This is a genomic window from Mesorhizobium sp. M0139, from assembly GCF_040322455.1.
In the GTDB taxonomy this organism is placed as follows: domain Bacteria; phylum Pseudomonadota; class Alphaproteobacteria; order Rhizobiales; family Rhizobiaceae; genus Mesorhizobium.
Window position 1 is genome coordinate 272,995 of record NZ_JAMYTN010000003.1, and the last position, 26,127, is coordinate 299,121.

The window sequence follows — 26,127 nt, forward strand, 5'->3', positions numbered from 1 at the left end:
AAATCAAAAAAGCCGGCAAAGCGCCGGCTTTCTTGTGAGGTGAGGTCGAACGCTGCTGATATCAGCGGCTGCCATAGGTCTGGTCGAGCAGACCGCCGGCGGCGAAGTGCTCCTTCTGTACCTTGTCCCAGCCGCCAAAGACGTCTTCCACCGTCAGCAGGCGGACATCGGGGAAGTCGGCCTTGTATTTTGCCGCGACTTCAGCGTTGCGGGCGCGCAGGCCATTTTCAGCCGCGATGGTCTGGCCCTCGGGCGTGTAGAGGAAATCGAGATAGGTCTTGGCGAGGTCACGGCTGCCGTGCTCGTCGGCGACCTTGTCGACGATCGCCACCGGGAATTCGGCGAGCAGGCTGACCGTTGGCGTGACCTGTTCGAACTTGTCGTTGCCATACTCCTTGCGGATGCCGCGCGTTTCCGACTCGAAGGTGATCAGCACGTCGCCGATCTCGCGTTGCACGAAGGTGGTGGTGGCGGCGCGCCCGCCGGTGTCGAAGATCGGCACGTTGTTGAACAGCTTGGTGACGAACTCCTTCACCTTGGCGTCGTCGCCCTTGAAGGCTTCCTTGGCGTAGGCGGTTGCGGCCAGATAGGTGTAGCGCGCATTGCCCGAGGTCTTGGGGTTGGGGAAGATCACCTGCACGTCGTCGCGCACGAGGTCGTTCCAGTCCTTGATGTGCTTGGGGTTGCCCGCGCGGACGAGAAAGGATGGGAGCGAGTAGAAGGGCGAGGCGTTGTCGGGGAAATCCTTCTGCCAGTCGGCGGAGACGAGGCCTTTCTTGACCAGAAAGTCGATGTCGGTGACCTGGTTGAAGGTGACGACATCGGCGCCGAGGCCTTCGGCAATGGCGCGCGCCTGCGCCGAGGTGCCGGCGTGCGACTGGTCGACGGTGACGCCCGGATGGCCGGCGACGAAAGCCTTGTTCACCTGGGCGAACAATTCGCGGCCGACATCATAGGAAGCGTTGAGCAATTTGTCGGCCGACCAGGCCTGCGAACAGGCGAGGATCAGGCCGGCGACAGTGGCGACGCTGAGGAAAAATCGCTTCATGAACACAGGCTCCGATGTGCAATGCGTTGCCAGAACATAGCCGGGCCGGAGGGTGTACTGCGAGGCACACGGGGCAGACGTATGGCGTTGCAGCGAAAAAGAAATCGCTGAAGCAGGTTATCGGCGAAATTTCATTCCAGCCGAAATGCCGATGCGTTGGGGTTTTCTGTGGTTTGCAATTCGAGGCCGAGTGGCATATACAAATGGCATATACAAGTGGAACAGACAGGGGAGGCTGCCATGCCGCAGCACCGTCACTCAATACCACCCCCCAGGGAGGCGAAGTTGTTTCGCAACAACCGCAGTCAGGCGGTTCGCATCCCTGTCGAATTCGAGCTGCCTGGCGAGAAGGTCCTGATCAGCCGCGATGGCGACCGGCTGATCATCGAGCCGGTCCGTCAACCAGGCCTCACCGCCTTGCTCACCCAATGGGCGAAAGAGCCGCCGCTTGGTCCTGAAGACGACTTTCCCGAGATCCATGATGCGCCCGTGGGGCCTGAGGATATCTTTTGATGCGGTTCATGCTGGACACCAACATTCTCAGCGACATGATCCGAAACCCTACCGGCAAGGCTGCCAGTGCGGCGGTTCGCGCGGGAGACGGTGCCCTGTGCACCAGCATCGTTGTCGCCTCGGAGCTGCGTTATGGCTGCGCCCGCAAGAGATCGGCCAAGCTGCTCGCCAAGGTCGAGCAATTGCTCGCCGAGGTTCCTGTGTTGCCGCTCGATGTGCCGATGGATAACGAATACGGAGCACTTCGTGCCGAGCTGGAGGCCAGAGGCCAGCCAATCGGCCACAATGATCTTTTCATTGCTGCCCATGCCTGTGTGTTGGGGACGACACTGGTGACGGCCAACACCGCTGAGTTCCGTCGGATCAAGGGCCTGACGGTCGAGAACTGGCTGGAGTAGCGCCGGATCGATGTCTATGCCGCCGGGAAAAGCTTCCAGCGCCTCGGCCTGAACGCCACCCGGCTCTTCTGCGCCGCAGGATGGTCCACAGGCAGTTCGATCTCGACGCGCTGGCGCTCGCCGCCGATTTCCAGTTCGACGCGTCTTGTGCCGGCGACGCGGCGGCTGGCGGCGACCGTGCCGGCGATGCAGCCGCTGCAGCCGTCGAGCAGTTCGATATCGTGCGGGCGGAAGTACAGCGTCGCATCGCCCTCGGGTGCGTGCGGCGCCGACACGCCGATCGGACGGTCGGCGAGCCAGATCTCGCCATTCTCAACCTTGACCGGCAGCATGCTCGATTCGCCGATGAAGGAGTAGACGAAGGGCGAGTTCGGCGTGTCGTAGATCTCGTCGGCGGAGCCGACCTGCTCGATGCGCCCCTGGCTCATCACCACGACGCGGTCGGCAAGCTCGAGCGCCTCTTCCTGGTCGTGGGTGACGAAGACGGTGGTGTGGCCGGTACGGTCATGGATCTCGCGCAGCCAGCGGCGCAGTTCCCGGCGCACCTGCGCATCGAGCGCGCCGAACGGCTCGTCGAGCAACAGCACCTTGGGCTCGATGGCCATGGCCCGGGCGAGCGCCACGCGCTGGCGCTGGCCACCGGAAAGTTGCGCCGGATAGCGCTTTTCCAGGCCGGAAAGCTGAACGAGATCGAGCAGTTCGGAGGCGCGTCGGCGGATTTCGGCCGCCGGTGGTCGCGACGGTCCATGCCGGACCTTGAGGCCGAAGCCTATATTGTCGGCGACCGTCATGTGCCGGAAAAGCGCATAGTGCTGGAAGACGAAGCCGACATTGCGCTCCTGGATCGAGCGGTGCGAGGCGTCCTCGTCGCCGAAGAAGATCTTTCCGCGCGTCGGCCGCTCCAGGCCGGCGATAAGCCTCAGCAGCGTCGTCTTGCCGGAGCCGGATGGCCCAAGCAGCGCGATCAGCTCACCCGACTTGATGTCAAGCGATACGTCATGGAGGGCCGGAAACCGGTCAAACTCCTTGCGTACGTTGGCAACGCGAACTTCCATGTAGATCCCTCAGTAATTTGGTGCATGTCGATGTCGCAAAACCGGTTCCCAGTCTTGGGCGACATGCATTTAGTCAGTGCCCGCGCGTCGCGGCGATCTCGGCGCCGTAGCGCATCTCTAGAAGTGTTTTCAAGACCAGCGTGACCAGCGCCAGGCCGGCAAGCAGCGAAGCGACGGCAAAAGCGCCGACGGCGTTGTACTCGTTGTAGAGGATTTCGACATGCAACGGCATGGTGTTGGTCAGCCCGCGTATGTGGCCCGACACGACCGAGACCGCGCCGAATTCGCCCATCGAGCGGGCGTTGCATAAAAGCACGCCGTAGAGCAATCCCCATTTGACGTTGGGCAGCGTCACGTACCAGAAGGTCTGCCAGCCATTGGCGCCCAGAGAGAGCGCGGCTTCCTCGTCGCCGTTGCCCTGTTCCTGCATCAGCGGGATCAGTTCGCGGGCAACGAAGGGGAAGGTGACGAAGATGGTCGCGAGCACGATGCCGGGCACGGCGAACAAGATCTGGATGCCGTGCGCCTTCAGCCATTCACCGAACAGTCCCTGAGCGCCAAACAAAAGCACATAGACCAGGCCGGAAATGACCGGCGAGACCGAGAAGGGCAGGTCGATCAGCGTGGTTAGAAAAGCCTTGCCCTTGAACTCGAACTTGGCGATCGCCCAGGCAGCCGAAATGCCGAAGACGACGTTGAGCGGAACGGCGATCACCGCCACCAGCAGCGTCAGCCGGATCGCCGAGCGCGTATCGGGATTGGAGAGCGATTCCGTGTAGGCGCCAATGCCTTTCGCCAGCGCCTCGTGGAAGACGATGATCAGCGGCAGCAGCAGGAAGATGGCGAGGAAGGCGAAGGCCACCGCCATCAGCAGCAGCCGCACCGGCCGGCTTTCGGTCACCGCCGCCGACCGGCTCTCGTGATGCGGTTCGTAGGATTTGATCTCGGGGTCAGCCATAGCGCTTGCGACTCCATGACTGCGCCAGGTTGATGACCAGCAGCATCACGAACGACAGCAAAAGCATGATCGCCGCGATCGCGGTGGCCGCCGGATAATTGTACTCCTCGAGCCGGATGACGATCAGAAGCGGTGCGATCTCCGACTTGTAGGGAAGGTTGCCGGCGATGAAGATGACCGAGCCGTATTCGCCGACGCCGCGCGCGAAGGCGAGTGAGAAGCCGGTGATGATGGCCGGCGCCAGGCCGGGAAACAGGATGCGGGTGATGATCTGGAAGCGGTTGGCGCCGAGCGTCGCGGCGGCCTCCTCCACTTCCTTGTCGATCTCCTCCATGATCGGCTGCACCGTGCGCACGACAAACGGCAGGCCGATGAAGACAAGCGCCACGACGATGCCGAGCGGCGTGTAGGCGACCTTGATGCCGAGCGGCGCCAGGAGATGGCCGATCCAGCCATTGGGCGCATAAAGAGTGGTCAGCGCAATGCCGGCTACTGCCGTCGGCAGCGCGAAGGGCAGGTCGACCATGGCGTCGACGACGCGGCGGCCGGGGAAACGGTAGCGCACCAACACCCAGGCGACGAGCGTGCCGAAGACGACGTTGACGGCGGCTGCCATGAAGGCTGTGCCGAAGCTGATTTCGAGTGCGTTGATGGTCCGGCGGTCAGTGACGATCGCCCAGAAATCGGTCCAGCCGAGGGCTGCCGAGCGCCAGATCAGGCCCGACAGGGGAATGAGGATGATGAGCGTGAGGTAGGCAAGCGAGAAGCCGAGCGTCAATCCGAAACCCGGAATGACACTCGGCTGTCTGAATCGCCACCCCGCCTTGGCGGGTGCTATGGTCATGTCGTCCTGATCTAAATCCTACTGGGCCGGCTTGTAGATCTGGTCGAATATACCACCGTCGCCGAAATGATAAGGCTGTGCCTTCTTCCAGCCGCCAAAAAGCGGATCGTCGATGGAGATCAGCTTGATTTCGGGCGTCTTCGGAATGTCAGCCGCATCCACCAACTCGGGCTTGGCCGGACGATAGTGGTTCTTGGCGATGATCGTCTGGGCTTCCTTGGAATAGAGCCAGCCGAGATAGGCTTCGGCGACCTTGCGGGTGCCCTTGGCATCGACATTGGCGTCGACGATCGCCACCGGCGGCTCGGCCAGGATCGAGGTCGGGGGATAGACGATCTCGAAATTGTCGGCTCCGAATTCATTGAGCGCCAGATAGGCGTCGTTTTCCCAGCCGATCAGCACGTCGCCGATGCCCTTTTGCGCGAAGGTGACCGTCGAGCCGCGCGCACCGGTGTCGAGCACCGGAGCATTGGCGTAGAGCTTGCCGACGAATTCCTTGTTCTTGGCTTCGTCGCCGCCATCATTGGCGTTGGCATAGGCCCAGGCGGCAAGGTAGTTCCAGCGCGCACCGCCGGAGGTCTTGGGGTTCGGCGTGATCACCTGGACGCCGTCCTTGACCAGATCGCTCCAGTCGTGGATGCCCTTCGGGTTGCCTTTGCGGACCAGGAAGATGATGGTCGAGGTGTACGGCGCCGAATTGTTCTCGAATTTCTTGCGCCAGTCCGGATTGATCTTCTTCGATTTGGTGACGATGGCGTTGATGTCGCCCTCAAGCGCCAGCGTGACCACATCGGCATCGAGGCCGTCGATCACGGCGCGGGCCTGGGCGCCCGATCCGCCATGCGATTGCTGGATCGTGACCGTCTCGCCGGTCTCGGCCTTCCAGTGTGCGACGAAGGCTTCGTCATAGGCCTTGTAGAGTTCGCGTGTCGGGTCGTAGGACACGTTCAGAATGGTCGTATCGGCAAACGCGAAACCGAGCGTGCCGAACTGGATCGATGTGGCGACCAGTGCGCCGAGCAGTTTCTTGAAATGAGGTTTGGTCATTCCCGCCTCCGTTGATGACGGCTGAACTCTATCGAATTGATAGAAATTAGATGCATTCAACGTTGCCTTTTTTGTCCGCTCGAAGGAAATTTTCGCCGATATTGGGTCTCGGAAGGAAATATTTTCCTCATATTGGTCTAACCCAAATCCGGCCGGTTTGACGCTATCTAGGAGCTGACACCGCAGAAGCAAGGCCGAGCGAGGGAAGGCTCGGTGTAGCACCGGGCGGTTCAGCCCGCAGTGATGGGAAAATCGAAGCGCAGCTTTGGATACGGCTCATCCCGAAGCGTGTAGTGCCACCACTCGCGCGCATAATTCTTGAAGCCGCCGGCGCGCATGGCGTCGAGCAGCCTTTTGCGGTTTGCCGCCGCTTCTGCCGCCAATGGGCGATGGGCGGTTTCGCTTGCCGGGTCGAAACAGTCGAAGCTGGTGCCGAAACCGAGCGTGCCGGCGCCGGCCGCGCCGCAAGCGGCGGATGACTTGTTCTTGCCGTCGCTGCGGGCGATGGCTACATCGACGGTCGAGCCGCGCGAATGGGTTGACAATTCGCCGATATAGCCCTTGGCGATGAGGTCGCCGCGCTGCACCTGAGGGTACCATTGCGGATCGGGCGGGCCGCCCTCTCTGGTCCATTTGCCCATGTCGGCAACGGCGCGGGCCGGGCGGTAGCAGTCGAAGACGACCAGCGTCAGGCCATCGGCGGCGAGCGCTTTCTGCACACCGGACAGCGCTTGCGCAGCTTGCTTCGTGAGTATGCAGATTGGGGCGTCGTAGCCATCGGCCTTGCGATGCAGGAAATTTTCCAGGCCGGCATAGCGGATGTCCTGGCGGATCGAGGGATCGACATCGGCCAAGCGGACGAAGCCGGCGGGCAGGGGATCGGCGTGGGCGGGGGGTGCAACGAGGATCATCAGCGTTGCCGCCATGAAGCTTGCCAACGAAGGACAGCGCGAGGCACCCCCCTCTGCCCTGCCGGGCATCTCCCCCTCAAGGGGGGAGATTGGCGGTTTGGACCTCGCGCTTACTACTCGACCGTTGGAGATTGGCGAAGGCAGCGAGGCGAATAATCTCCCTCCTTGCGGGGGAGATGGCCGGCAGGCCAGAGGGGGGTGCCTCGCGCCGGGCCTCGGGCGAAGAAGCCCAATCCCCTGAATCGCTTGGCGCCATCTATTCAACGAACACCTTCACGCTTGCCGCGCGTCCCACGGCGTCGATGACGGTGAGCGTCGAATAGCCGGCGCCGTCGGGCAGCCAGGTCGCGGTGCGGCGGCGGTCGATGCCGACGAGCGGCTTGCCATTGGCCAGCCAGCGGAACGGCGCGCGGCCGCCTTGCAGTTTCAGCACCAGCGGCGAGGCCTCGGCGGAATTGGTGGCGAGATCGACGCGGGCGCCGTTGGGCGGGAAAATGATCGTTGGCGCCGGTTCCGTCGGGCCTGCCTGCACCAGTCCGTCGGCGCCGGCGCCGAAGCGCCCCAATGTCACCGGCAGGTCTTCGCGCCTGGCCTTGAGGACACCGGCCGGCTGGCTGGGCAACGGGACGGCGGTGAGGCCGGAGCGGACGAAGCCCTCGAACAGGATGGGGGCGGCCGAGACATAGCCGGACAGGCCGGGCACCGCACCGGCATCGGCGCGGCCGACCCACACACCCAGCACGTAGCGGCCGTCGAAGCCGACCGACCAGGCGTCGCGGTAGCCGTAGGACGTCCCAGTCTTGTAGGCGATGCCGCGCTGCAAGGCGCCCTCGGGCGGCTTTACGCCCGACAATATGTCGGTGATCTGCCAGTTCGCCTGGGCGTCGAGGATCGTGGCGGTGGTGCGCTCGGCATTGGCCGGCTCGGTGCCGTCATGCAGCGTGTTTGCCTTGCCGCCATTGGCGAGGCCGGTATAGAGCTGGACGAGATCGCGCAGCGTTACGCCGACGCCTCCGAGGCCGATGGCGAGGCCCGGCGCCTCGTTGACCGGTAGCACTGGGCTGACGCCGGCCTGGCGGAAGCGCGCCATCAGCCGTGCCGGGCCGACCGAGTCGAGCACGCGGATCGCCGGAACGTTGAGCGACAGCTGCAGCGCCTGGCGGATCGAGACATCCCCCTGATAGCCCATGTCGAAATTCTTTGGCCGGTAGCCGCCGAAATCGACCGGACTGTCCTCGATCAGCATTTCCTGCGCCACCAGCCCTTGCTCGAAGGCGAGGCCATAGATGAACGGCTTCAGCGTCGAACCGGGCGAACGCACGATCCTGGTCATGTCGATCCAGCCGGAGCGGCTGGCATCGAAGAAATCGGCCGAGCCGACTTCGCCAAGAATGTCGCCGGTGCGCGCGTCCGCCATCACCATGGCGACCGACAGGCGCGGCCCAAGCTTGATCGCGGCATCTCGCGCCACCTGTTCCAGCCCTTGCTGGACGCTTTTGCGGATCGTCAGCTGCAATGGCTTGCCGGGTACGGCCTTGGGCAGCATGGCATAGGCGGCATGTGGCGCCAGTGCCGGCAGTTTGCGGCGCAAGCCCGAGACATCATCGAGCGCTGCGCGCGCGGCCTCGCGCTCGCCAAGCAGGTCAGCTGATACCATGCGGGTCAGCACGCGGTCGCGGGCTGCATGAGCGATGGTGAGATTGCGGTCGGGCCGGCGCTTTTCCGGCAATTGCGGCAGCGCAACCAGCAGGGCGGCTTCCGAGACCGTCAGCCGCTTCGGCTCCTTGCCGAAATAGGCGAGTGACGCGGCGCGCACGCCTTCGAGATTGCCGCCATAAGGCGCCAGCGTCAAATAGCGTTCGAGGATCTCCTGCTTAGACAGCCGCCGCTCGATCTGGATGGCACGCAGCATCTGCTTGATCTTCGAGCCGAGGCTGCGGTTTTCGCGTGGCTCGATCAGCCGGGCAAGCTGCATCGACAGGGTCGAGCCGCCGGAGACGATATGGCCGCTGGTGGCGAACTGGCCGGCGGCGCGCGCCAGCGCCAGCACATCGACGCCATCATGGTCCCAAAAGCGCTTGTCTTCATAGGTGACCAGCATGTCGACGAACTGCTTGTCGACCTGGTCGAGATGAGTGTCGAGCCGCCAGTAACCGTCCGGCGTGGCGAAGGCGCGCAACAGCTGGCCGTCGCGGTCCTGGACCTCGGTGGAGACGGTGAGCCTTCCGGGCAGCGGCGGCGGAAAAGCGCGGTCGAGTTCCCAGAGAGAAGCGGCAGCGATCGCCGCAAAGCCGACGAGGGAGGCGGCGGCGATGCCTGTTCGACGGAGAAATTTTCTGGAGAGCATGGTGGTGCCCTTCATCCGCCTGCCGGCTCCTTCTCTCCGCATAGCGGGGAGAAGGAGATGGTCGCGGACATCGGCGTGTTCATCTTCGTCAAGGCGCCTTACGGCGCCTTGATCTCCATCATGCCGGTGGCGGTGCGGGCCGAATATTGCGGCCGGTACATGTCCTCCACCGTGGCTGCCGGATGGGCATAGGTGCCCGGCGTTACCGCACGCACGACGTAGGCCAGCATGATGTTGCGGTCGCCATCGCCGTCATTGGGATTGAATGCCGCGACGAAACGGTCGTCGCGGAATTCGAGATGGGCTGCGTCCGTTTGCGCCAGCCAGGTGAAGTTCGACAATTGGGCGCTGGAGACAAGGCCCGGATTGTCGATCTCGAAGCCGGCCGGCAACAGGTCGGTGATCAGCAGGCGCGAAGGCCAGCGGTTCTGCTCGTAAACCTTGAGCACGACCACGTAGCGTTCGTTCTGCGTCGCCTCGGTGACGTTGGCTTCGGTGCCATCGAGCTTGTAGTAGGTGCGGTCGATGGTGAAGCCGTCGCCGCCGGCCGGCAAGGGCTCTACCGGCGAGGCGACCGTGGTGACGACCGCCTGCAGCGGCGTGGCGCCGGTGTTGGCGATGGTCAGCGGGCTGTCGGCAATGTCGGTGCCGCTGAGGTGGTTGGAATATCCACCTGCATGCGGCGCGCCGTTGACCGAGAGCGTGATCGAGTCGTTGCCCGACTTCAGCGCGCGGGCCGCCAGAAGCATCCAGGACTCGTCCTGCGTGCTGGTCCAGCGGGCATCGGCGCGTTCCCTTGCCACCAGCCGGATCAGCTCCGGCACGATGGTCGGCACCGGCTTCGATTCGGCGGCGAGCGCCAGGATCGCGGCGCCATCACGCAGCCGCGAGCCATAGTCGGACCGGTAGTAGTCGTATTCGGTGGTCGACTTGGCCAGCTGCAGCGCCGTCTGGAAGGTTGCTTCCGAACGCTGCGCGTCGCCGTAGAGCGCCAGGCTCGCCGCCAACTGGGCGACGGCCATCGGGCTCGAGAAGGCTTCGAGCTTGGTGTCGGCGTAGTAGCGCAGATCGCCGACCGAGGCCTTCTTGTTGCGGGCCAGAACATAGAGCGCGTAGGCGATTTCGCTGCCGCGATCCTGGACGTCCTGGTCGTAACCGACCGAGTTTTGCAGATTGCTCAGCGCCTGGCTCATCGCCAGGGCCGGCACGTCGTAGTTCTGCTCGCGCGCCCGGGTCAGGAAGTCGGTGACGTAAGAGTCGAGCCACAGATCGCCGGAGCCCGGACCCCACAGGCCGAAGCTGCCGGCCGAAGCCTGGTAGCTCAGCACCTTGTAGATGGCGGCCTGCACGCGGCCGTGCAGTTCGGGATCGCTTTGCATGCCAACGCCGGACGCCAGATCGTTGACGTAGAGAAGCGGCATGGCGCGGCTGGTGGTCTGCTCGGCGCAACCATAGGGGTAGCGGTCGAGCGTCATCAGCAGTGACGGCACGTCGAAGGCCGCAGCCTGCGAAACGCCGACGCTGATCGAGGCGCCGTCGAGCAGGCTTGCCGCGAGCAGCTCCTTGTCGACGCGCAGCGAGCCGCCATTGCCCTTGAGGTCGACGACCAGACGGGTGGTGACCGGCAATTGCGCCGGACGCACCGGAACATACAGCGTCTGCTCGACGGCGGTGCCGTCGCCATGGGCGAGCTTGATGGTGATCGAGGCATTGCCCGCCGTCTGTGCAATCAGCGGCACGGTCAGCGTCTGGCGCTTGCCCTTGGCCAGCGTCAGCTTTTCGGGCAAGGGCTTGTCGCCGGTCGAGAGGTCGCCGGTCGTGGCGATCGACAGGGCATAGTCGCCCTCCGGACCGTCGGTGTCGGCGACGTCGAGCCGCATGATAGCTGCATCTCCAGGCGCCAGGAAGCGGGGCAGGCCGGCAGTGATCACCACCGGATCGCGCACGATGACATCGGTCGTGGCATGGCCGACGGCCTCCTTGGTCCAGGCGACGGCCATGACGCGCACGGTGCCGTTGAACTGCGGGATGTCGAAGTCGATCCTCGCCTTGCCGTCGGCGTCGAGCTGGACCGGGCCGGAGAAGAAGGCGACCAGCTTTTCGGTCGGCGGACTGCCTTGCGGCTGCATTGAGGCGCCGTCGCCGCCGGTCCTGAGCTTGCCGGTGGTGCCGAGGGAGCCGTCGATGAGACGGCCATAGATGTCGCGGACTTCGAGCCCGAGCATGCGCTGGCCGAAATACCAGCCCTCCGGATCCGGCGCCTTGTAGTTGGTGAGGTTCAAAATGCCGACATCGACGGCAGCGACCGTGACATAGGCATTGCTGCCCGGCGCTACGCCGGCGACCGAAACCGGGATCGACAGCTGCTGGCGCGGCATCGTCTTGTCCGGCGGCGTCAGGGTGACGGCGAGCTTTTTCGAGCCTGGGTCGACCGTCAGCCATTTTACGCCGATGGCGCGCGCCGGCATGCGGGTTTCCTGCGCATCGCCGGGCCGGAACAGGGTTGCGGTGATGTAGGCGCCGGCGCCCCAGTCGTCACCGACCGGGATGTCGACCGTGCTGCCGCCGGCCGGCATGGTTGCCGTGACGGTCTTGAGCAGCTTGTCGGCGCCAATGGTGACCAGCAGTTCGCCGGCAAAATGCGGCGACACCTTCAGCTTGGCCACGTCGCCGGCGGCATAGCTGTCCTTGTCGAGAGCGATCTCGAGCCCATCAGGCGTTTCGGTGGAGGTCGAGGAGACATACCAGCCGGCGTCGAACTCATAGCTGGTCGCCGGGCCCTCGGGATCGGCAGTCTCGATCTCGAGCCGGTACTGGCCCCAGTCGACCGGCATCGTCACGGTCGCCTCGGCATCGGCGCTGAGATCGACCTGGCCGTTGGCGATCGACTTGGTGAAGGTGACCGGTTCGTAGTTCCACGAGTTGTTGTTGCGATACCACTGGTAATTGCGTTCGACCTTGACCAGCGACCACTGCGCGCCCTTCAGCGTCTCGCGCTTGCCGTCGGGGTCGACCGCGATGAGGCTGAACTTGGCGGTGCCGCCCTGCGGCACCTCATTGTCGGCGAAATCCGGACGAATGCCGATCATGTGGCCTTGCGGGCGGATGCCGATGTTGAGCGAGCGTTCGATGGCGCGGCCGCCGGTTTCACGCATGCGAACCGTGACCTTGGCGTCGACCAGCTTGGTGGTCGCGGGCAACTGGTCGACCGTGACCGGGAAGGTCGCCTTGCCGTCGTCGCCGACCACCGGCAGACCGGTGAACGGGGTGACCGAAGGCTCGGCCGACTGCTCGTCGGCAAGGCCGAACGAATAGCCGGCGAAACGGTCCCAGTCGCGCGCCGTCGACAGCGTCAGCTCGCCTTCGAGCGCGAGGCCGGCGGCCGGCGCGCCATAGAGGAAGCGGCCGTCAATGTCGATGTTGGCGGTTTCGCCCTGGGCGATCTCCTGCTTGTCGGACTTCATGTCGAACTCGATGCGATCCGGCACGAAGTCTTCGACCAGGAACATCTGGCTGGAAACGGCCGCCTGCTTGGGATCGGTATAGATCGACACCGTCCAGGTGCCGCGCATGGCGTTGGCTTCCAGCGGCAGGTCGACGGCATAGCCGCCGGCCGAGACGCCATCGGCAACGATGCGGCGGTTCTCGACGCCGTCGGGACGGGTGAAGATGAAGGTCAGCGGCAGGTTTTCCACCGCTTTGGAGGCGCCGTCGCGGGCAAGGGCTGCGACATGCACATCCTCGCCGGCGCGGTAGATGCCGCGTTCGGTCCAGGCATAGACATCGAGCGCGCCCGGTGCGGCGCGTCCGGCGACGCCGCGATCGGACAGATCGAAGCCGGCGCGGCCCATGTCGAGGAAGACGAAATCGTTGTCGCCCTGCTTGGCCATCAGAACGGCCGGCACCATGCCGCCGTCGCCGCGCGTCAGGCCGGGGTTGAAGACAGCATGGCCTTCGGCGTCCGACGTGGCTGTGCCGAGGATTTCATTGTTCCTGGCCAGCAGCGTCAGTTCGGCGCCGGCGATCGGCTTGGCGGTTCCGAGCGAGCGGGCAAAGACATTGAGGCCATCCTGGCCGGTATAGGTCGACAGGCCGATGTCGGAGACGACGAACCACTGCGTGGCAAGCGAATTGTAATTGTCCTCGTCGTTTTCGTTTACCGCTTGCGCGGTCAGCACGTAGACGCCGGGCTTGCGCTGCGGCAAAGCTTCGTCGACCGGGAACGACGTCGTGACGTCCTTGTTGAGGTCGTTGGCGATGTCGAGCTGGCCCTGCCAGACCGGCTCACCCATCTGGTCGGAAATGCTGGAGATATCATAGCCGTCGAGCTGCTTCAGGAACTGATAGCCGGACAGAAGCTGCGCCAGCGAACGATCGCCGATACGGTAGAGCTTCATCTGCGCGGTGTTCATGTTGACGGTGACGATGGGGATGCCACGGCGGGCGCCGGCGGGCAGCACGAAGCTGTCGCCGGTGAAGCGGGCGGACGGCGCGCGGTCCTGCACATAGATCGACAGCACGACCGGAGCGGCGGTGACCTCGCCAATGGCGGCCGGCAGACCGGCGCGGAAGGTCACTTCGTAATGTTGGCCGTGCTCCAGGCCTTCGACGCAGATCTGCTTGTCCTTGGCCTCGACGCCCTTGGGCGGCTGGTTGTCGACGGTGACGAACTGGGCGTAGTCGACGCCGGTCTTGACCAGCTCCTCGGAAAACTGCGCGCAAATGCGCGGCGCGCTGGTGTCGGCGTCGATCGAGTGATCGATGACGCGGAAGCCCTTGCGGGCCTTGAGATCCTCATATTCGGCCTTGACCGCCGGCGAACTGACCAGCGCGAGGCTGGCTTCATAAGCCTGCAGGGCCGGACGGTAGAGATCGCGGCGGTCGAGGCCGTTGCCGAGCAGCGCCAGCACTTCGGCGCGGGTCTTGGTGGTGCGCAGCAACTTGTAGGCGTTGATGGCGGCGGAGGTGCCTTTGACCGGCAGATTGTAGGATTCGGAGGTGCCGCTGGCCGGCTGTATGGCAAGCGTTTCACGCGCCAGACCGAGCCAAAGCTGACCGTCGTCAGGCAGGACCGAGACCGCGGCCTCGTATTTGTTCATGGCCTGCCCATGGTCGCCGGTCAGTGCAGCCTGTTCGGCGGCGGCGCGGAGTGATTCCAGCCCGTCGGTCGGCTTGTCATAGGCCGGATCGGTCAGCTTGTTGCGGTATTGCTGGGCCTGGTCGGCCATCCAGTTGGGGAAGAAGGCGAGTTCCGGCGGGGCGCCGATATCGGGGTCGCCATCGACATTGACGACCTTGCCCGCGACCGCGCCGCTGAAGGGTTTCAACTGGTTATAGTCGGACTTTAGGAAGCACCATTTGGCCTTGTTGTTGTAAGTAAAGGCGCGGCAGGCGGGGTCGCCGAGGCATGTCGTCTTGCACTGATCGAGGCTGACATTCTGGTCCGATCTGAGATCGAAGCCGAAATAGTCGGAATTATTTGAGGTCACCACCCGGCGGGCTTCGGCCGCTTGCGCTACAGACCCCCAGGCGAAAATGAGAAGAATCAAGATCGACAGACCACGAGCCGCCGCGCGCATCGCCATAACACCCTCCAGACACTGCTACGTCCGCGGCATGTTCAAGCTTCAGTCAAGCTTGTCAACACGAGGACGGGCAGGTTTCCGCCCGCCAACGGTTCCCAAACCGGCCAATGACCGGTATGCCGATAGTTCATCCACGGGAAAGGGATCACGCTTTCTTGCGAAAACGCAGAAGGTGTGAATTCCAAGCCCTGCCTATTTCAGACAATTGGATTGTGGCCCCTTTACGAGCGCTTCAAAACTTCATTCCAATTTTAGTTTTGTAACCTAGGTTGTCCTGATGCCGGCGTATGAAGCGCAGATGTCGAAGGTAAGTGCGCCACGGCGCACGCTTTCGCGTGCGCTGATTGTGGCGTTGGCGTGCTCGACCGTGCTCGTTGCCGAATCGGGGTCGGCGGCCGCCTTCGAGCTCTTCGGCATCAAATTGTGGGGCTCTTCGAATGACGAGGACGCCGATATCGTCGACCCGCTGCGCTATGCGGTGACCATCGAAGCGCCCGATGCCGACAAGGACCTGGTCAAGAAGCTCGAAAACGCCTCGTCGCTGAAATCCGACGAAGACCGCCCGGTTTCCGGCTCGCTCGGCCTTTTGGCGAAGGCGCGTAGCGACCGCGAACAGCTGGTCGCCGCGCTTTATGCCGACGCCCGTTATGAAGGCGTCGTCACTATCACCATCCAGGGCAAGGCGCTCGACGATTTGCCGCCCGATGCCGAATTTACGGGTCCGCAGCCGATCCCGGTGGTGATCAGCATCTCGAGCGGGCCCAAATTCACGCTCGGCAATATTCGGCTGGAGGGCGATGCCGCCGGGCTGGCGAGCGCCGATTTCGGCCTGATAGCCGGCGGCGATGCCGGCTCGGGCGCCGTGCTCAAGGCCGAGGCGCTGATCGTGCGGGCGCTGAAGCAGGAGGGCCGGCCGCTGGCCCGGATCACCGACAGGCAGGTCGTGGCCGAGCACACCACCTCGACGCTCGACGTGACGCTGACGGTGGCCGCCGGGCCGGTTGCCGGTTATGGCGACACCACCGTCGATGGCACCGAGAAGGTCAATCGCGAGTTCACCGAATATATGACCGGGCTGAAACGCGGCCGGCAATATTCGCCCGACGAGATCGACGATGCCCGCGACCGGCTGCTGAGGCTCGAAGTGTTCAACAGCGTGACGCTGAAGGAAGCCGACAGTCTCGACGCCGACGGCAACATTCCGATCGGCGTTCAGGTCAGCGAGCGCAAACCACGCTATTTCGGCGTTGGCGGCACTTTCTCCAACACCGAAGGGCTAGGCCTGGAAGGCTATTGGGGCCACCGAAATCTGTTCGGCCGGGCCGAAAAGCTGCGCATCGAGGGCAAGATCAGCGGCATCGGCAGCAACGATCTCAGCGAGCTCAACTACAATGCCGGCATCATGTTCGAGAAGCCGGGCGTGGTCGGGCCGGCCTCGAAATTCATCGCCAGCGTCAAGACCGTCCTCGAACATCCCGATGCCTACGACCATTTCTCGGTCAAGGGCAGCACCGGCCTGTCCTATGAGATCGACAAGAAGCAGACGGTTTCGGCTGAAATCGCGCTGGACTATTCCAGGATCACCGACGCCTTCGGCAAGCACAAATACCTGATCGCCAGCATTCCGCTGCAATATGTCTATGACAACAGGGACAACCGGCTCAATCCGACCAGCGGCTTCAGGGTTCTGGCCTATGCCGAACCGAGCTACGACATTCTGAGCGGCGCCGCCTTCCTCAAGCTCAGGGGCGAGGGGTCGGCCTATCAGTCGCTCGACACGGCCTCGAAATTCGTGCTTGCCGAACGCGTCGCGCTGGGTTCGATCGTCGGCACCGGCCTTCAGAACGTTCCAGCCGACAGGCGCTTCTATTCCGGCGGTGGCGGCTCGGTGCGGGGCTATGCCTATCAGGGCATCGGACCGAAGGACATCGACAATCAGCCGATCGGCGGGCTTTCCTTCTTCGAAACATCGGTCGAAATGCGCATTGCGCTGACCGACACGATCGGCATCGTGCCGTTCGTCGACGCCGGCACTGTCTCGACCACAGCGACGCCGGACTTTTCCGACGTGAAGGTCGGCGCGGGCGTTGGCCTGCGCTACATCACGCCGTTCGGGCCGCTGCGCATCGACGCCGCCGTGCCGCTCAACCGCGACCGTGGCGACCCGCGTTTCGGCATCTATGCCGGCATCGGACAGGCGTTCTGACGATGAAGATTTTGAAACGCATCCTTCGCCTGTTTTTCTACACGCTGCTGATCGTGGCGGCGGCGGGCATCGGCGCGCTGGTCGTGCTGACCAAGACCGAGCGCGGCCGCGAAAATCTCGCCGGCATCATCTCTGACATGGCCTCGTCAAGGGACAGCAAAGTCACGGTCAGCGGCATTAACGGTATCTGGTCCGGCGCGCTGACGGTCGACCATGTCGTGCTGGAAGACCGCGAGGGCGCCTGGCTGGTGGCCCGCAGGGTGGCTATCGACTGGTCGCCGCTGGCGCTGCTGTCGAAGAATTTCAGCGCCGACCGCATAGCGGCCGAACGGATAGAACTGGCACGGTTGCCTGTGGCGAGCACCGAGCCGAGCCAGAGCGGATCAGGCGGCCTGCCGGTTTCGCTTGATATCAGAGCGATCGATTTGCCGGAGATCGCGCTCGGCCAGCAACTTGCCGGCAGCGGCATTGCCGAACTTGCGGCCAAGGGATCGGCAAAAGTCGATGCGTTGCCGCTGGCGATCCAGACGGTGCTCAACGTTACCCGCCATGACGGCAAGCAAGGCAATGTCGACGCCAACATCCACTTCGCGCCGGATGAAAACAAGCTCGACCTCGATCTCAAGGCTTCCGAGCCGGCCGGCGGCATCATCGCCAACCTGCTCAAGCTACCCGGTGGGCCGCCGGTCAACATCGTCGTCTCGGGCACCGGGCCGCTGGCCAACTGGAGCGGCATCGGCACCTTTATGGTCGACGGTCAGATCGTTACCCAGCTCACCGGCCGGCACCAGCTGACCGACAAGGGCAACCGGATCGAGGCCAAGGGCGACGGTTCGTTCGAAGGCTTCCTGCCGGAACGGTTCAAGTCGCTGTTTGCCGGCAAGACCAGTTTCGACCTAGCCGGCACCGCGACCGCGGCCGGCGGCGTCGACATCGAGCGCGCTGCGATCGAGAGCGACGCAGTTCATGGGACCGCTGCCGGCATGGTCGACCCCAAGGGCGCCAGCGACCTTTCGGTCGAACTGGTGGCCAAAGCCAAGCCGGTCACGGTCAATGTCGGTACCCCGGCGCAGCCGATCATGGTGGCCATCAACAATGTGACCGCGCGCGCCTTCGGTGACGGCAAGGCGCCGATGATTGACGCCAGCGCTTCGCTCGTCTCGGTGGTTGCGGGCGGTTCTCAGGTGAACAATCTCGATGCGCGGATCCATTCCGACGGTTTCGACATCGAGAACCGCAGCGGCCCGGTCAGCGTGTCGCTGGCGGCGGCCGGGCTGAAGACCGACGTCGCGACGCTGGCCCCGCTGGTCACCGGCAAGCTGACGGCCTCTCTTTCCGGCTCGATCAGCAAGGATGAGATCTCGCTCGATGAGGGTACGCTGCGCAGCGATGCGCTCAATGCCGGGCTGACGGCCAAGGTGGCGCTGGCCGACCTCGCCATGACGCTCAAGATGAATGCCGATGCGGTGTCGACGGCGCTGCCGCCGCAGATCAGTTCACTGCTTGGCGAACGGGTCAAATTCTCGGCGACCGCGACGCGCGATCCGCAGGGCTCTTTCGCCGCCAACTCGATCGAACTCACTTCCGGTTCGCTGAGCGCCAGCGGCACCGCCAGCGCGCAAGGCAGCGATATCCAGGCCGACATCAAGGGCAAGCTCGGCGACGTCTCGGTGCTGTCTTCGCTGGTCGGCGTGCCGGTCGCCGGCGGGGTCGATTTCGCGCTGACGGCAAGCGGCGCGCGCAACGCACCGGATTTCTCGGTTTCGGCCGACAGTGCCAGCCTGACGGCCTCCGGCCGCACGGTCAAGGACATCAAGCTGACCGCATCGGGCAAGGCCGACATTGTGAGCCCGGCCGCAGATATCTCGCTGACCGGCGCGGTCGACGAACAGCCGCTCGCCATCAAGGCGGCGCTGGTGACGAGCGATGGCAAGCGCTCCATCAAGGGGCTCAGCGTAGCGCTGGGCGACAACAAGGTGTCGGGCGACCTCACGCTCGATGAAAAATTCCTGCCGCTGGGGACGCTGACGATCTCCGCCCCCGATATCGCGTCGCTGGCGTCGCTGGCCGGGCAGACGGCGGCCGGCGATATCGGCGGCACCGTGGTGTTCGCCAAAGACGGCGAGGCTCCCACTGTCACCATCAATGCAGCCAGCGTGTCGATCGCGCGCGGTGATGTGGCAGCCAAGGCAGTCACCGTCAGCGCACTGATCGCCAACTATCTCAACAGCCCTGCGATCTCCGGCACGATCAAGGCCGAGAGCGTGACCTCGGGAACGACCGTCGTCAGTGGCATCGGCGTCGACCTCAAGCGTGACGGCGACTGGACGAATTTCACCGGCGGAGCAACCATATCAGGCATTCCGGCGACAGCTGCCGGGCGGGCGAAGATTGCTGGCGGCGCGACCAGCGTCGAGATCGCGTCCGGCGAGGCGACGGTGCGCGGCATCAAGGTGGCGATCGCCGAGCCGTCGAGCCTGACCATTGCCGATGGCATAACCAACATTCAAAGGCTGGTAGTCGATCTCGGCGGCGGCTCGGTGACGCTGTCGGGCACGGTGGGCCAGACGCTCGATCTGGCGGCGACCTTCTCGGCGCTGCCGGCTGCGCTTGCCAATGGCTTTTCGCCCGGCCTCGATGCCGCGGGCACGCTCGACGGCACGGCGCAAATCACCGGGCCGTCAGCAAATCCCGACATTCGCTTTAATGCAAAACTGGCCGGCGCCGAGACCAGCCAGACCCGTCAGGCCGGGCTCGGACCGCTCGATGTCGATGCGGCCGGCAGCTATTCGACGGCCGGCGGCGTCGTGCTGGATCAGGCGACGCTGTCGGGCCAAAAAATCTCCGGCAAGGCCGCCGGCACCGTCAACCCGAACGGCGCCAGCGATTTCGCGCTCGATCTGACATCGTCCGGTCCGAGCCTGCCGTTGACGCTGGGCAGCGCGGAAAGCCCGATCAAGCTCGAATTGCAGGCGCTGTCGGTGAAGGCGGCCGGGCAGGCTGCGCAAGCCAAGCTCGACATCTCGGCGGTACTGCCTTCGGTGGCGACGGATGACGCCAAGGTCGAGGGCATTGCGCTTGCGCTGCATTCCGATGCATTTGATCTGAGAAGCCGCACCGGTCCGATCTCGGGCACGGTGACGGCGGACAAGATCGGTCTGGACAATCCGACCATCGCACCGCTGATCGCCGGCAAAGTCACCGCCAAGGTCGCGGGCAGCCTGGCGGCCGATGCGATCACCATCGACAGCGGCTCGGTGCAGGGCGATGCGCTGGGCAGCGCCTTCAATGGCCGTGTCGGCTTTGCCGATGGAGCAATCGACCTCAACCTCAACGCCGACGTGCTGTCGGCGGCGTTGCCGGCGGCGGCGCGCAGCGTGCTGGCAGAGCGCACGCAGCTCAGCGCCACGCTGAAGCGGGATGCCAATGGCAATGTCAGCGCCAATCCGGTCACGCTGGCGTCGGGCGCACTGACCGCGGACGGTCAGGCCAGCCTCGCCGACAACAAGCTTAGCGCAAATATCAAGGGTGCACTGGCCGACATCTCGCTGTTGTCGAAAGATGCCAAAGGCGCGATCAGCTTTGCACTCAACGCGCAGGGGCCCAGCCTGGCCCCGGATCTGTCGCTGACGGTCAGCAGCGACCGGCTTCTCGTGGCGGAACGCGAAATCACCGGGTTGAAGCTGACCGCCACCGGCAAGGCCGATGCCGCCAATCCGGCGGCCAATGTGCAACTGACCGGCAATGTTGCTGGGCAGGCGCTGCAAGGCAGCGCGGTGCTGGCGACGGCGGACGGCAAGAGCGCCATCAACGGCCTGCTGCTGTCGCTCGGCAAGAACAAGATTTCCGGCGACCTTGCGCTCGACGAGGCTTTCGTGCCGGTCGGCACCATCGCGCTCGACCTGCCGGATATCGGGCCCCTGGCGGCGCTGGCGCTGGAAAAGGCCGAAGGCGACGTGCGCGGCACCATCGCCTTCTCAAAGACCGCGGATGGCCCGAACGTCGCCGTCAAGGCTGCGACCGCTTCGATTACGCGCGGCGACCTGCAGGCGAAGACGGTGTCGATCGATGCGCTGGTCGCCAACTATCTCGCCGCGCCGGTCATCTCGGGCAAAATTCGCGCCGACAGCGTCATTTCCGGCGGCACCGCCATCAGCGGCATCGATGTCGATTTGAAGCGCGACGGCGACTGGACCGGGTTTTCCGGCGGCGCCACCGTCAAGGGCATTCCGGCGAAGGCTGCGGGCAGGATAAAGGTGGCTGGCGGCACCACCACCATCGAACTCGCTTCCGGCCAGGCCACGGTGCAGGGCATCAAGGCGGCCATCGCCCAGGCCTCGACCGTCAGCATCGCCAACGGCACAACGACGCTGGACAAGCTGGTGCTCAATCTCGGTGGCGGCACGGCGACGGTGACCGGCAAGGTCGGGCAGGCACTCGACATCAGTGCCGCGCTGTCGAAGGTGCCGGCTTCGCTGGCCAACAGTTTTTCGCCGGGCCTCCAGGCCGCCGGTTCGATTTCAGGGACTGTGAAGGTGACGGGCGCGTTGGGCAATCCGGCTGTCGCCTTCGATATCGATGCCGGCGGGGTGCAGACCTCGCAGACGCGCAGCGCCGGTCTTGGCGGCATGAATATCTCTTCGTCGGGAACATTTGCCGGCAAGAAGCTCACCTTCAACGCCGACATCAGCGACGGCGCCGGGCTTGGCCTCAAGGGCGGCGGTACGGTGACGACGGCCGGCACACCAGCGCTGGTGCTCGACTTCAACGGCAAGATGCCATTTTCCTTCCTGGCCGCCAAGCTTGCGGCGCAAGGCCTGTCGCTCAGCGGCACCGCCAACGTCAATATCCAGATGCGCGGCCCGGCGGCGTCGCCGGTGATCGGCGGCACGGTCAGCACGTCGGGCGCCCGCCTGGTCGACGCGCGCTCCGGCCTTGCCGTCAACGACATTGCCGCCGACATTTCGATCGGCAACGGCGTTGCCCGGATCAACCGGCTGACCGGCACGCTGTCGACACGCGGCAGCCTGTCGGCCTCCGGCACCCTCGGCATCAATCCGGCGCAAGGTTTCCCAGCCGATTTGTCTATCAAGCTGGTTGACGGCCGCTATACCGACGGCAGGGTGGTGACAGCCAATCTCGGCGGCGACCTGACCATCAAGGGGCCGCTCACCTCGGCGCCGGTGATTTCGGGCACCGTCAATCTGGCCAAGACCGTCATCACCGTTCCCGATAAGCTGCCGGGCTCGCTGGCAGCGCTCGGTGTCAAGCACAAGAACGCGCCCGCCTCCGTGCGGGCGCAGGACAAGGCCTTGCGACCGGCGGCGGCCAGCGGTGGTGGCGGCAGTGGGCTTGTCCTCGACGTCACGGTCAATGCGCCGAACCAGATCTTCATCCAGGGCAGGGGCGTCGATGCCGAGTTCGGCGGTTCGCTGAGGCTGACCGGCCCGGCGGCTTCGCCGCAGGCGGTCGGCACCTTCACCTTGCAGCGTGGGCGGCTGTCGATCCTCGGCAAGCGGCTGACCTTTACCGAAGGCACGGTCGGCTTTTCGGGCTCGCTGGTGCCCTACCTCAACTTGACCGCGACATCGACCACGACCAGCGCCACCGTCACCATCGTCGTCTCGGGCGAAGCGACCAATCCGAAATTCGACTTCTCATCGGTGCCGGCGCTGCCCGAGGACGAGGTGCTGGCGCAGCTGATTTTCGGCCGCTCTATGTCGAACCTGTCGCCGCTGCAGATCGCGCAGCTGGCCGAGGCCGCCGGCCAACTGGCCGGCGTCGGCGGCTCGACCTCGCTGCTCGAAAACCTGCGCAGTGCAATCGGCGTCGACGACCTGGATGTGACCACCGATGACCAGGGCGGCACCGCCGTGTCGGCGGGCAAGTACCTCAATGACCGCACCTATGTGACGATCCAGAAAGGCGACAGGCCAGGGTCGGGCAAGGCGACGATCGACCTCAATGTCGGACGCGGCGTCAAGCTGCGCGGCGAGGCCAATGATGGCGGCGAGGCCAAGGGCGGCATATTCTACGAAAAGGAATATTGAGTTCCTGGCCCTTACCGCCACCGGAACTGGCGCTGTGTCAACCCGCCCAAATGTATCAATTACTCGCCTAAGCAGATTCCGGCGGAATCTGGGCGCGCTAGCACTTTTGCGCCAAGTCTGTCGTTATCACGCGAACCGCTCCCTTTTCAAAGTTGCACATTCCCTAACAGGTTCCGTAGCCATGCCGTCTTTGACATCACGGCAGGGATGCGGAATGTTAAAAGGCGGAAAGCCAACAATGGGAGTTAAGGTATGACAAATTACAAGAGTAATGGCGATCGCGTTCCCGATCACATCCTGGCCATGGCCGAAGAAGCCAAGGCAGGCAAAGTCGATCGCCGCGAGTTCCTCGCCATGGCGAGCGTGTTCGGCGCGTCGACTGCGATGGCCTACGGCATGCTCGGCGTAGCCGTGCCGACCCAAGCCAGGGCCGAAGAGGTGCAGGGCAAGAAGGGCGGCATCCTTAAAGTCGCGCAATGGGTCAAGGATCCCAAGGATCCGCGCAAGGCCGACTGGTCGGAAATCGCCAATGCCGAGCGTCAGGCGCTTGAGCCGCTGGTCAAGTACACCAGCGAATACACGTTCCGCCCGTACCTTCTGGAGAGCTGGGAGGTCAACGACGACGCCACCGAGTACACGTTGCATGTGCGCAAGGGTGTGACCTGGTCGAATGGCGATGCCTTCACCGCCGATGACGTCATCTTCAATCTCAAGCGCTGGGCCGACAAGAAGGCCGAGGGCAATTCCATGCCTGGCCGTCTCGGCACGCTGGTCAAGGACGACAAGCTCGACGAAAGCGCCGTGACCAAGGTTGACGACCACACCGTCAAGCTGAAGCTCGGCAAGGCTGACATCGCGCTCATTCCGAACATGTGCGACTATCCCGGCCTCATCGTGCACAAGAGCTTCGACGAGAAGGGCGGCGACTTCAAAGCCTGCCCGATCGGTACCGGCCCGTTCGAGCTCGTCTCCTACGATGTCGGCCAGAAGGTGGTCTACAAGCGCCGCGAGGACAACAAGTGGTGGGACGGCGAGGTGTTCCTCGACGGCATCGAATTCGTCGACTACGGCACCGATCCGGCAGCCATGGTCAGTGCCTTCGAGGCCGGCGAAGTCCATACCAATTTCGAGACCTCGGCCGACTATGTGTCAATCCTCGACGGACTGGACCTGGTCAAGTCCGAAATCGTCACCGCGTCGACCATCGTGTGCCGCACCAACATCAACAACAAGCCTTACGGCGACCAGAAGGTACGCAACGCGCTGCAACTCGCGGTCGACAACAATGTCGTCCTGCAGCTTGGCTACGGAAATGCCGGCACGGTGGCTGAAAACCACCATGTCTGCCAAATCCACCCGGAATATTACGAGCTGCCCAAAGTCGCTCGCGATCCGGCCAAGGCCAAGGCGCTGATGGCGGAAGCCGGCCAGGCCGACTTCGAGCATGAGCTGATCACGGTCGACGAAGACTGGCACAAGAATACCGGCGACGCCATCGCCGCGCAGATGCGCGACGCCGGCCTCAAGGTAAAGCGCACGGTGCTGCCGGGCTCGACGTTCTGGAACGACTGGACCAAGTATCCGCTGTCGATGACCAACTGGAACATGCGCCCGCTCGGCGTTCAGGTTCTGGCGATCGGCTACCGCACCGGCGAGGCGTGGAACGAGTCGGCCTATTCCAACCCCGAATGGGATGCCAAGCTCAATGCAGCATTGGCCGTTGCCGATGCGGCCAAGCGCAAGGAGATGATGAAGGACATCGAGCAGATCCTGCAGGATTCCGGCATCATGATCCAGCCATACTGGCGCAAGCTCTACAGCCACTCGGTCAAGGCGGTGCAGAATTACAAGATGCATCCGACCTTCGAGCGCGACTACGGCAAGGTCTGGCTCGACCAGGCGTGATCGGAACGTCAGGGAAGGGGCGCTTCGCTCCTTCCCGTCACGCCTCGCTTGGTCCAGAACCGGAAGCCGCCGCAGCAAAAAGTTGCGGACTCTCCTGAAAGACCGTTCAATAAAACTGGGTTGATTGCATCCGAGTGCCGATTTGACGGCCAACTCTGCCGGCAACGGCAAAGCTGGTTTTTCGAACTGGCTCCAACCCCAACCAGACCGGCAGGGGACCGCCATGCTTTCTTTCGTAATCCGGCGTCTCGGCACCATGGCATTGACGATGCTGTGCCTGACGATGATCGTCTTCTTCCTGATCAACCTCGAGCCGAATTTGAAGAAGCTGGCGATCAGCCAGACCGAAATGCACACATCGGCCGAACAGCTCGAAAGCTGGCTGGTCAACCATGGCTACCGGCAGAACTTCTTCGTGCGCTACGGGCAATGGCTGGGCGTCGTCCCGAAGCAACCGGTGACCGATCCGGCGACCGGCAAGCCGACGCAGCGTTTCTCCTTCTGCAACGATCCGCTGGAGCCGAAATTCTCCGGCATCCTGGAAGGTGATTTCGGCTGCTCGACGAAGTTCAAAACCTCCGTTGCGTCAAAGCTCTTCCCCGCACTCGCCGCCACCGGCATTCTGATGCTCTGCGTGCTGTTGGTGATGGTACCGATTTCGCTGCTGATCGGCATCCTGGCCGGCATGCGCGAGGGCTCGCGAACGGACCGAACGCTGTCCGTCGCCTCGATCGCGTCGACGGCGACGCCCGAATATGTGTCCGGCGTCATCTTCACCGTCATCTTCGCCTCCTGGCTCGGCTGGCTGAACGGTTCGGCCGCCTCGGCAAGCCAGGGCATCACCTTCTACAATTTCACCCTGCCGGTGATGACGCTGGCGATCTACGGCATCGGCTACATCGCCCGCATGACGCGCGCCTCGATGGTCGAGGTGATGACGCAGCAATATATCCGCACCGCCCGGCTGAAGGGGCTTTCCTTCGGCAGCGTCGTCGTCAAGCACGCGCTGCGTAATGCGCTGATCGCGCCGTTCACCGTCATCATGCTGCAATTTCCCTGGCTGCTTACCGGCGTCGTCATCGTCGAGGTGATGTTCCGCTACCAGGGCTTTGGCTACACGCTGGTCGAAGCCGCCGGCAACAACGACATCGATCTGCTGCTTGGCTGTTCACTGGTCTCGGTGTTCATCGTGCTGATCACGCAGCTCATCTCGGATGTCGGCTACGCGTTCCTCAATCCGCGTATCAGAGTTCAATAGGG

General features: G+C 63.9%; 14 protein-coding genes. 6 read left to right on the forward strand and 8 right to left on the reverse strand.

Going from position 1 to position 26,127, the window contains the following annotated elements; genetic code table 11:
- Positions 1-61 precede the first annotated feature (61 nt).
- Entirely contained in the window at positions 62-1,048 is a 987-nt protein-coding gene (locus tag NKJ58_RS06310) for a sulfate ABC transporter substrate-binding protein (protein ID WP_023707711.1), read from the reverse strand.
- A 240-nt stretch (positions 1,049-1,288) separates the two neighbouring features.
- On the opposite strand from NKJ58_RS06310, the gene NKJ58_RS06315 reads away from it, so the two are divergent.
- Positions 1,289-1,561 (forward strand): AbrB/MazE/SpoVT family DNA-binding domain-containing protein, encoded by a 273-nt coding sequence (locus tag NKJ58_RS06315; protein ID WP_023682213.1) that lies wholly within the window; start codon positions 1,289-1,291, stop codon positions 1,559-1,561.
- Positions 1,561-1,959, forward strand: coding sequence for a type II toxin-antitoxin system VapC family toxin (locus NKJ58_RS06320; protein WP_023705604.1), 399 nt, complete (start codon positions 1,561-1,563; stop codon positions 1,957-1,959). Before NKJ58_RS06315 ends, NKJ58_RS06320 begins: the two co-directional genes overlap by 1 nt.
- Positions 1,960-1,973: 14 nt before the next feature.
- On the opposite strand, the gene NKJ58_RS06325 is transcribed toward NKJ58_RS06320, so the two are convergent.
- From NKJ58_RS06325 to NKJ58_RS06355, 7 genes are all read right to left on the reverse strand, one after another.
- Positions 1,974-3,014, reverse strand: coding sequence for a sulfate/molybdate ABC transporter ATP-binding protein (locus NKJ58_RS06325; RefSeq protein WP_023673079.1), 1,041 nt, complete (start codon positions 3,012-3,014; stop codon positions 1,974-1,976).
- 73 nt (positions 3,015-3,087) lie between these two features.
- The gene (cysW, locus tag NKJ58_RS06330) at positions 3,088-3,972 is read right to left on the reverse strand and encodes a sulfate ABC transporter permease subunit CysW (RefSeq protein ID WP_023690809.1); all 885 of its coding nucleotides are present in this window, start codon (positions 3,970-3,972) and stop codon (positions 3,088-3,090) included.
- A complete protein-coding gene (gene cysT, locus NKJ58_RS06335; protein ID WP_023815605.1) occupies positions 3,965-4,816 on the reverse strand; it encodes a sulfate ABC transporter permease subunit CysT in 852 nt (283 codons plus the stop codon). The genes cysW and cysT overlap by 8 nt, the downstream gene beginning before the upstream one ends.
- Positions 4,817-4,834: 18 nt before the next feature.
- Positions 4,835-5,863 carry a sulfate ABC transporter substrate-binding protein gene (locus NKJ58_RS06340; protein ID WP_023673082.1) on the reverse strand — a complete coding sequence of 343 codons (1,029 nt, stop codon included), beginning with the start codon at positions 5,861-5,863 and terminating at the stop codon, positions 4,835-4,837.
- 230 nt (positions 5,864-6,093) lie between these two features.
- On the reverse strand, positions 6,094-6,789 hold the full coding sequence (locus tag NKJ58_RS06345) for a M15 family metallopeptidase (RefSeq protein ID WP_352518723.1): 696 nt from the start codon (positions 6,787-6,789) through the stop codon (positions 6,094-6,096).
- A gap of 241 nt (positions 6,790-7,030) precedes the next feature.
- Complete coding sequence (pbpC, locus tag NKJ58_RS06350) at positions 7,031-9,136, reverse strand: penicillin-binding protein 1C (protein WP_031249190.1); 2,106 nt, start codon at positions 9,134-9,136, stop codon at positions 7,031-7,033.
- Between the two features lie 83 nt (positions 9,137-9,219).
- On the reverse strand, positions 9,220-14,706 hold the full coding sequence (locus NKJ58_RS06355) for an alpha-2-macroglobulin family protein (RefSeq protein WP_352518722.1): 5,487 nt from the start codon (positions 14,704-14,706) through the stop codon (positions 9,220-9,222).
- A 277-nt stretch (positions 14,707-14,983) separates the two neighbouring features.
- Between NKJ58_RS06355 and NKJ58_RS06360 the strand changes: the two genes are divergently transcribed.
- The 4 genes from NKJ58_RS06360 (at position 14,984) to NKJ58_RS06375 (ending at position 26,125) form a co-directional block, all read left to right on the forward strand.
- The gene (locus NKJ58_RS06360; protein ID WP_023804940.1) at positions 14,984-16,912 is read left to right on the forward strand and encodes an autotransporter assembly complex protein TamA; all 1,929 of its coding nucleotides are present in this window, start codon (positions 14,984-14,986) and stop codon (positions 16,910-16,912) included.
- Between the two features lie 2 nt (positions 16,913-16,914).
- Entirely contained in the window at positions 16,915-22,962 is a 6,048-nt protein-coding gene (locus tag NKJ58_RS06365; RefSeq protein ID WP_352518721.1) for a translocation/assembly module TamB domain-containing protein, read from the forward strand.
- A gap of 252 nt (positions 22,963-23,214) precedes the next feature.
- Positions 23,215-24,867, forward strand: coding sequence for an ABC transporter substrate-binding protein (locus NKJ58_RS06370; protein ID WP_023668187.1), 1,653 nt, complete (start codon positions 23,215-23,217; stop codon positions 24,865-24,867).
- A 223-nt stretch (positions 24,868-25,090) separates the two neighbouring features.
- Positions 25,091-26,125, forward strand: coding sequence for an ABC transporter permease (locus NKJ58_RS06375; protein WP_023668188.1), 1,035 nt, complete (start codon positions 25,091-25,093; stop codon positions 26,123-26,125).
- Positions 26,126-26,127: the final 2 nt, after the last annotated feature.

Excerpts from the sequence above, each read along its gene's own strand:
- NKJ58_RS06315 (WP_023682213.1), top strand. The coding sequence starts at position 1,289 with ATGCCGCAGCACCGTCACTCAATACCACCCCCCAGGGAGGCGAAGTTG.
- NKJ58_RS06375 (WP_023668188.1), top strand. The coding sequence starts at position 25,091 with ATGCTTTCTTTCGTAATCCGGCGTCTCGGCACCATGGCATTGACGATG.
- NKJ58_RS06340 (WP_023673082.1), bottom strand. The coding sequence starts at position 5,863 with ATGACCAAACCTCATTTCAAGAAACTGCTCGGCGCACTGGTCGCCACA.
- NKJ58_RS06310 (WP_023707711.1), bottom strand. The coding sequence starts at position 1,048 with ATGAAGCGATTTTTCCTCAGCGTCGCCACTGTCGCCGGCCTGATCCTC.
- cysW (WP_023690809.1), bottom strand. The coding sequence starts at position 3,972 with ATGGCTGACCCCGAGATCAAATCCTACGAACCGCATCACGAGAGCCGG.
- NKJ58_RS06360 (WP_023804940.1), top strand. The coding sequence starts at position 14,984 with ATGCCGGCGTATGAAGCGCAGATGTCGAAGGTAAGTGCGCCACGGCGC.
- NKJ58_RS06365 (WP_352518721.1), top strand. The coding sequence starts at position 16,915 with ATGAAGATTTTGAAACGCATCCTTCGCCTGTTTTTCTACACGCTGCTG.
- NKJ58_RS06370 (WP_023668187.1), top strand. The coding sequence starts at position 23,215 with ATGACAAATTACAAGAGTAATGGCGATCGCGTTCCCGATCACATCCTG.
- NKJ58_RS06325 (WP_023673079.1), bottom strand. The coding sequence starts at position 3,014 with ATGGAAGTTCGCGTTGCCAACGTACGCAAGGAGTTTGACCGGTTTCCG.
- NKJ58_RS06355 (WP_352518722.1), bottom strand. The coding sequence starts at position 14,706 with ATGGCGATGCGCGCGGCGGCTCGTGGTCTGTCGATCTTGATTCTTCTC.
- cysT (WP_023815605.1), bottom strand. The coding sequence starts at position 4,816 with ATGACCATAGCACCCGCCAAGGCGGGGTGGCGATTCAGACAGCCGAGT.
- NKJ58_RS06320 (WP_023705604.1), top strand. The coding sequence starts at position 1,561 with ATGCGGTTCATGCTGGACACCAACATTCTCAGCGACATGATCCGAAAC.
- NKJ58_RS06345 (WP_352518723.1), bottom strand. The coding sequence starts at position 6,789 with ATGGCGGCAACGCTGATGATCCTCGTTGCACCCCCCGCCCACGCCGAT.
- pbpC (WP_031249190.1), bottom strand. The coding sequence starts at position 9,136 with ATGAAGGGCACCACCATGCTCTCCAGAAAATTTCTCCGTCGAACAGGC.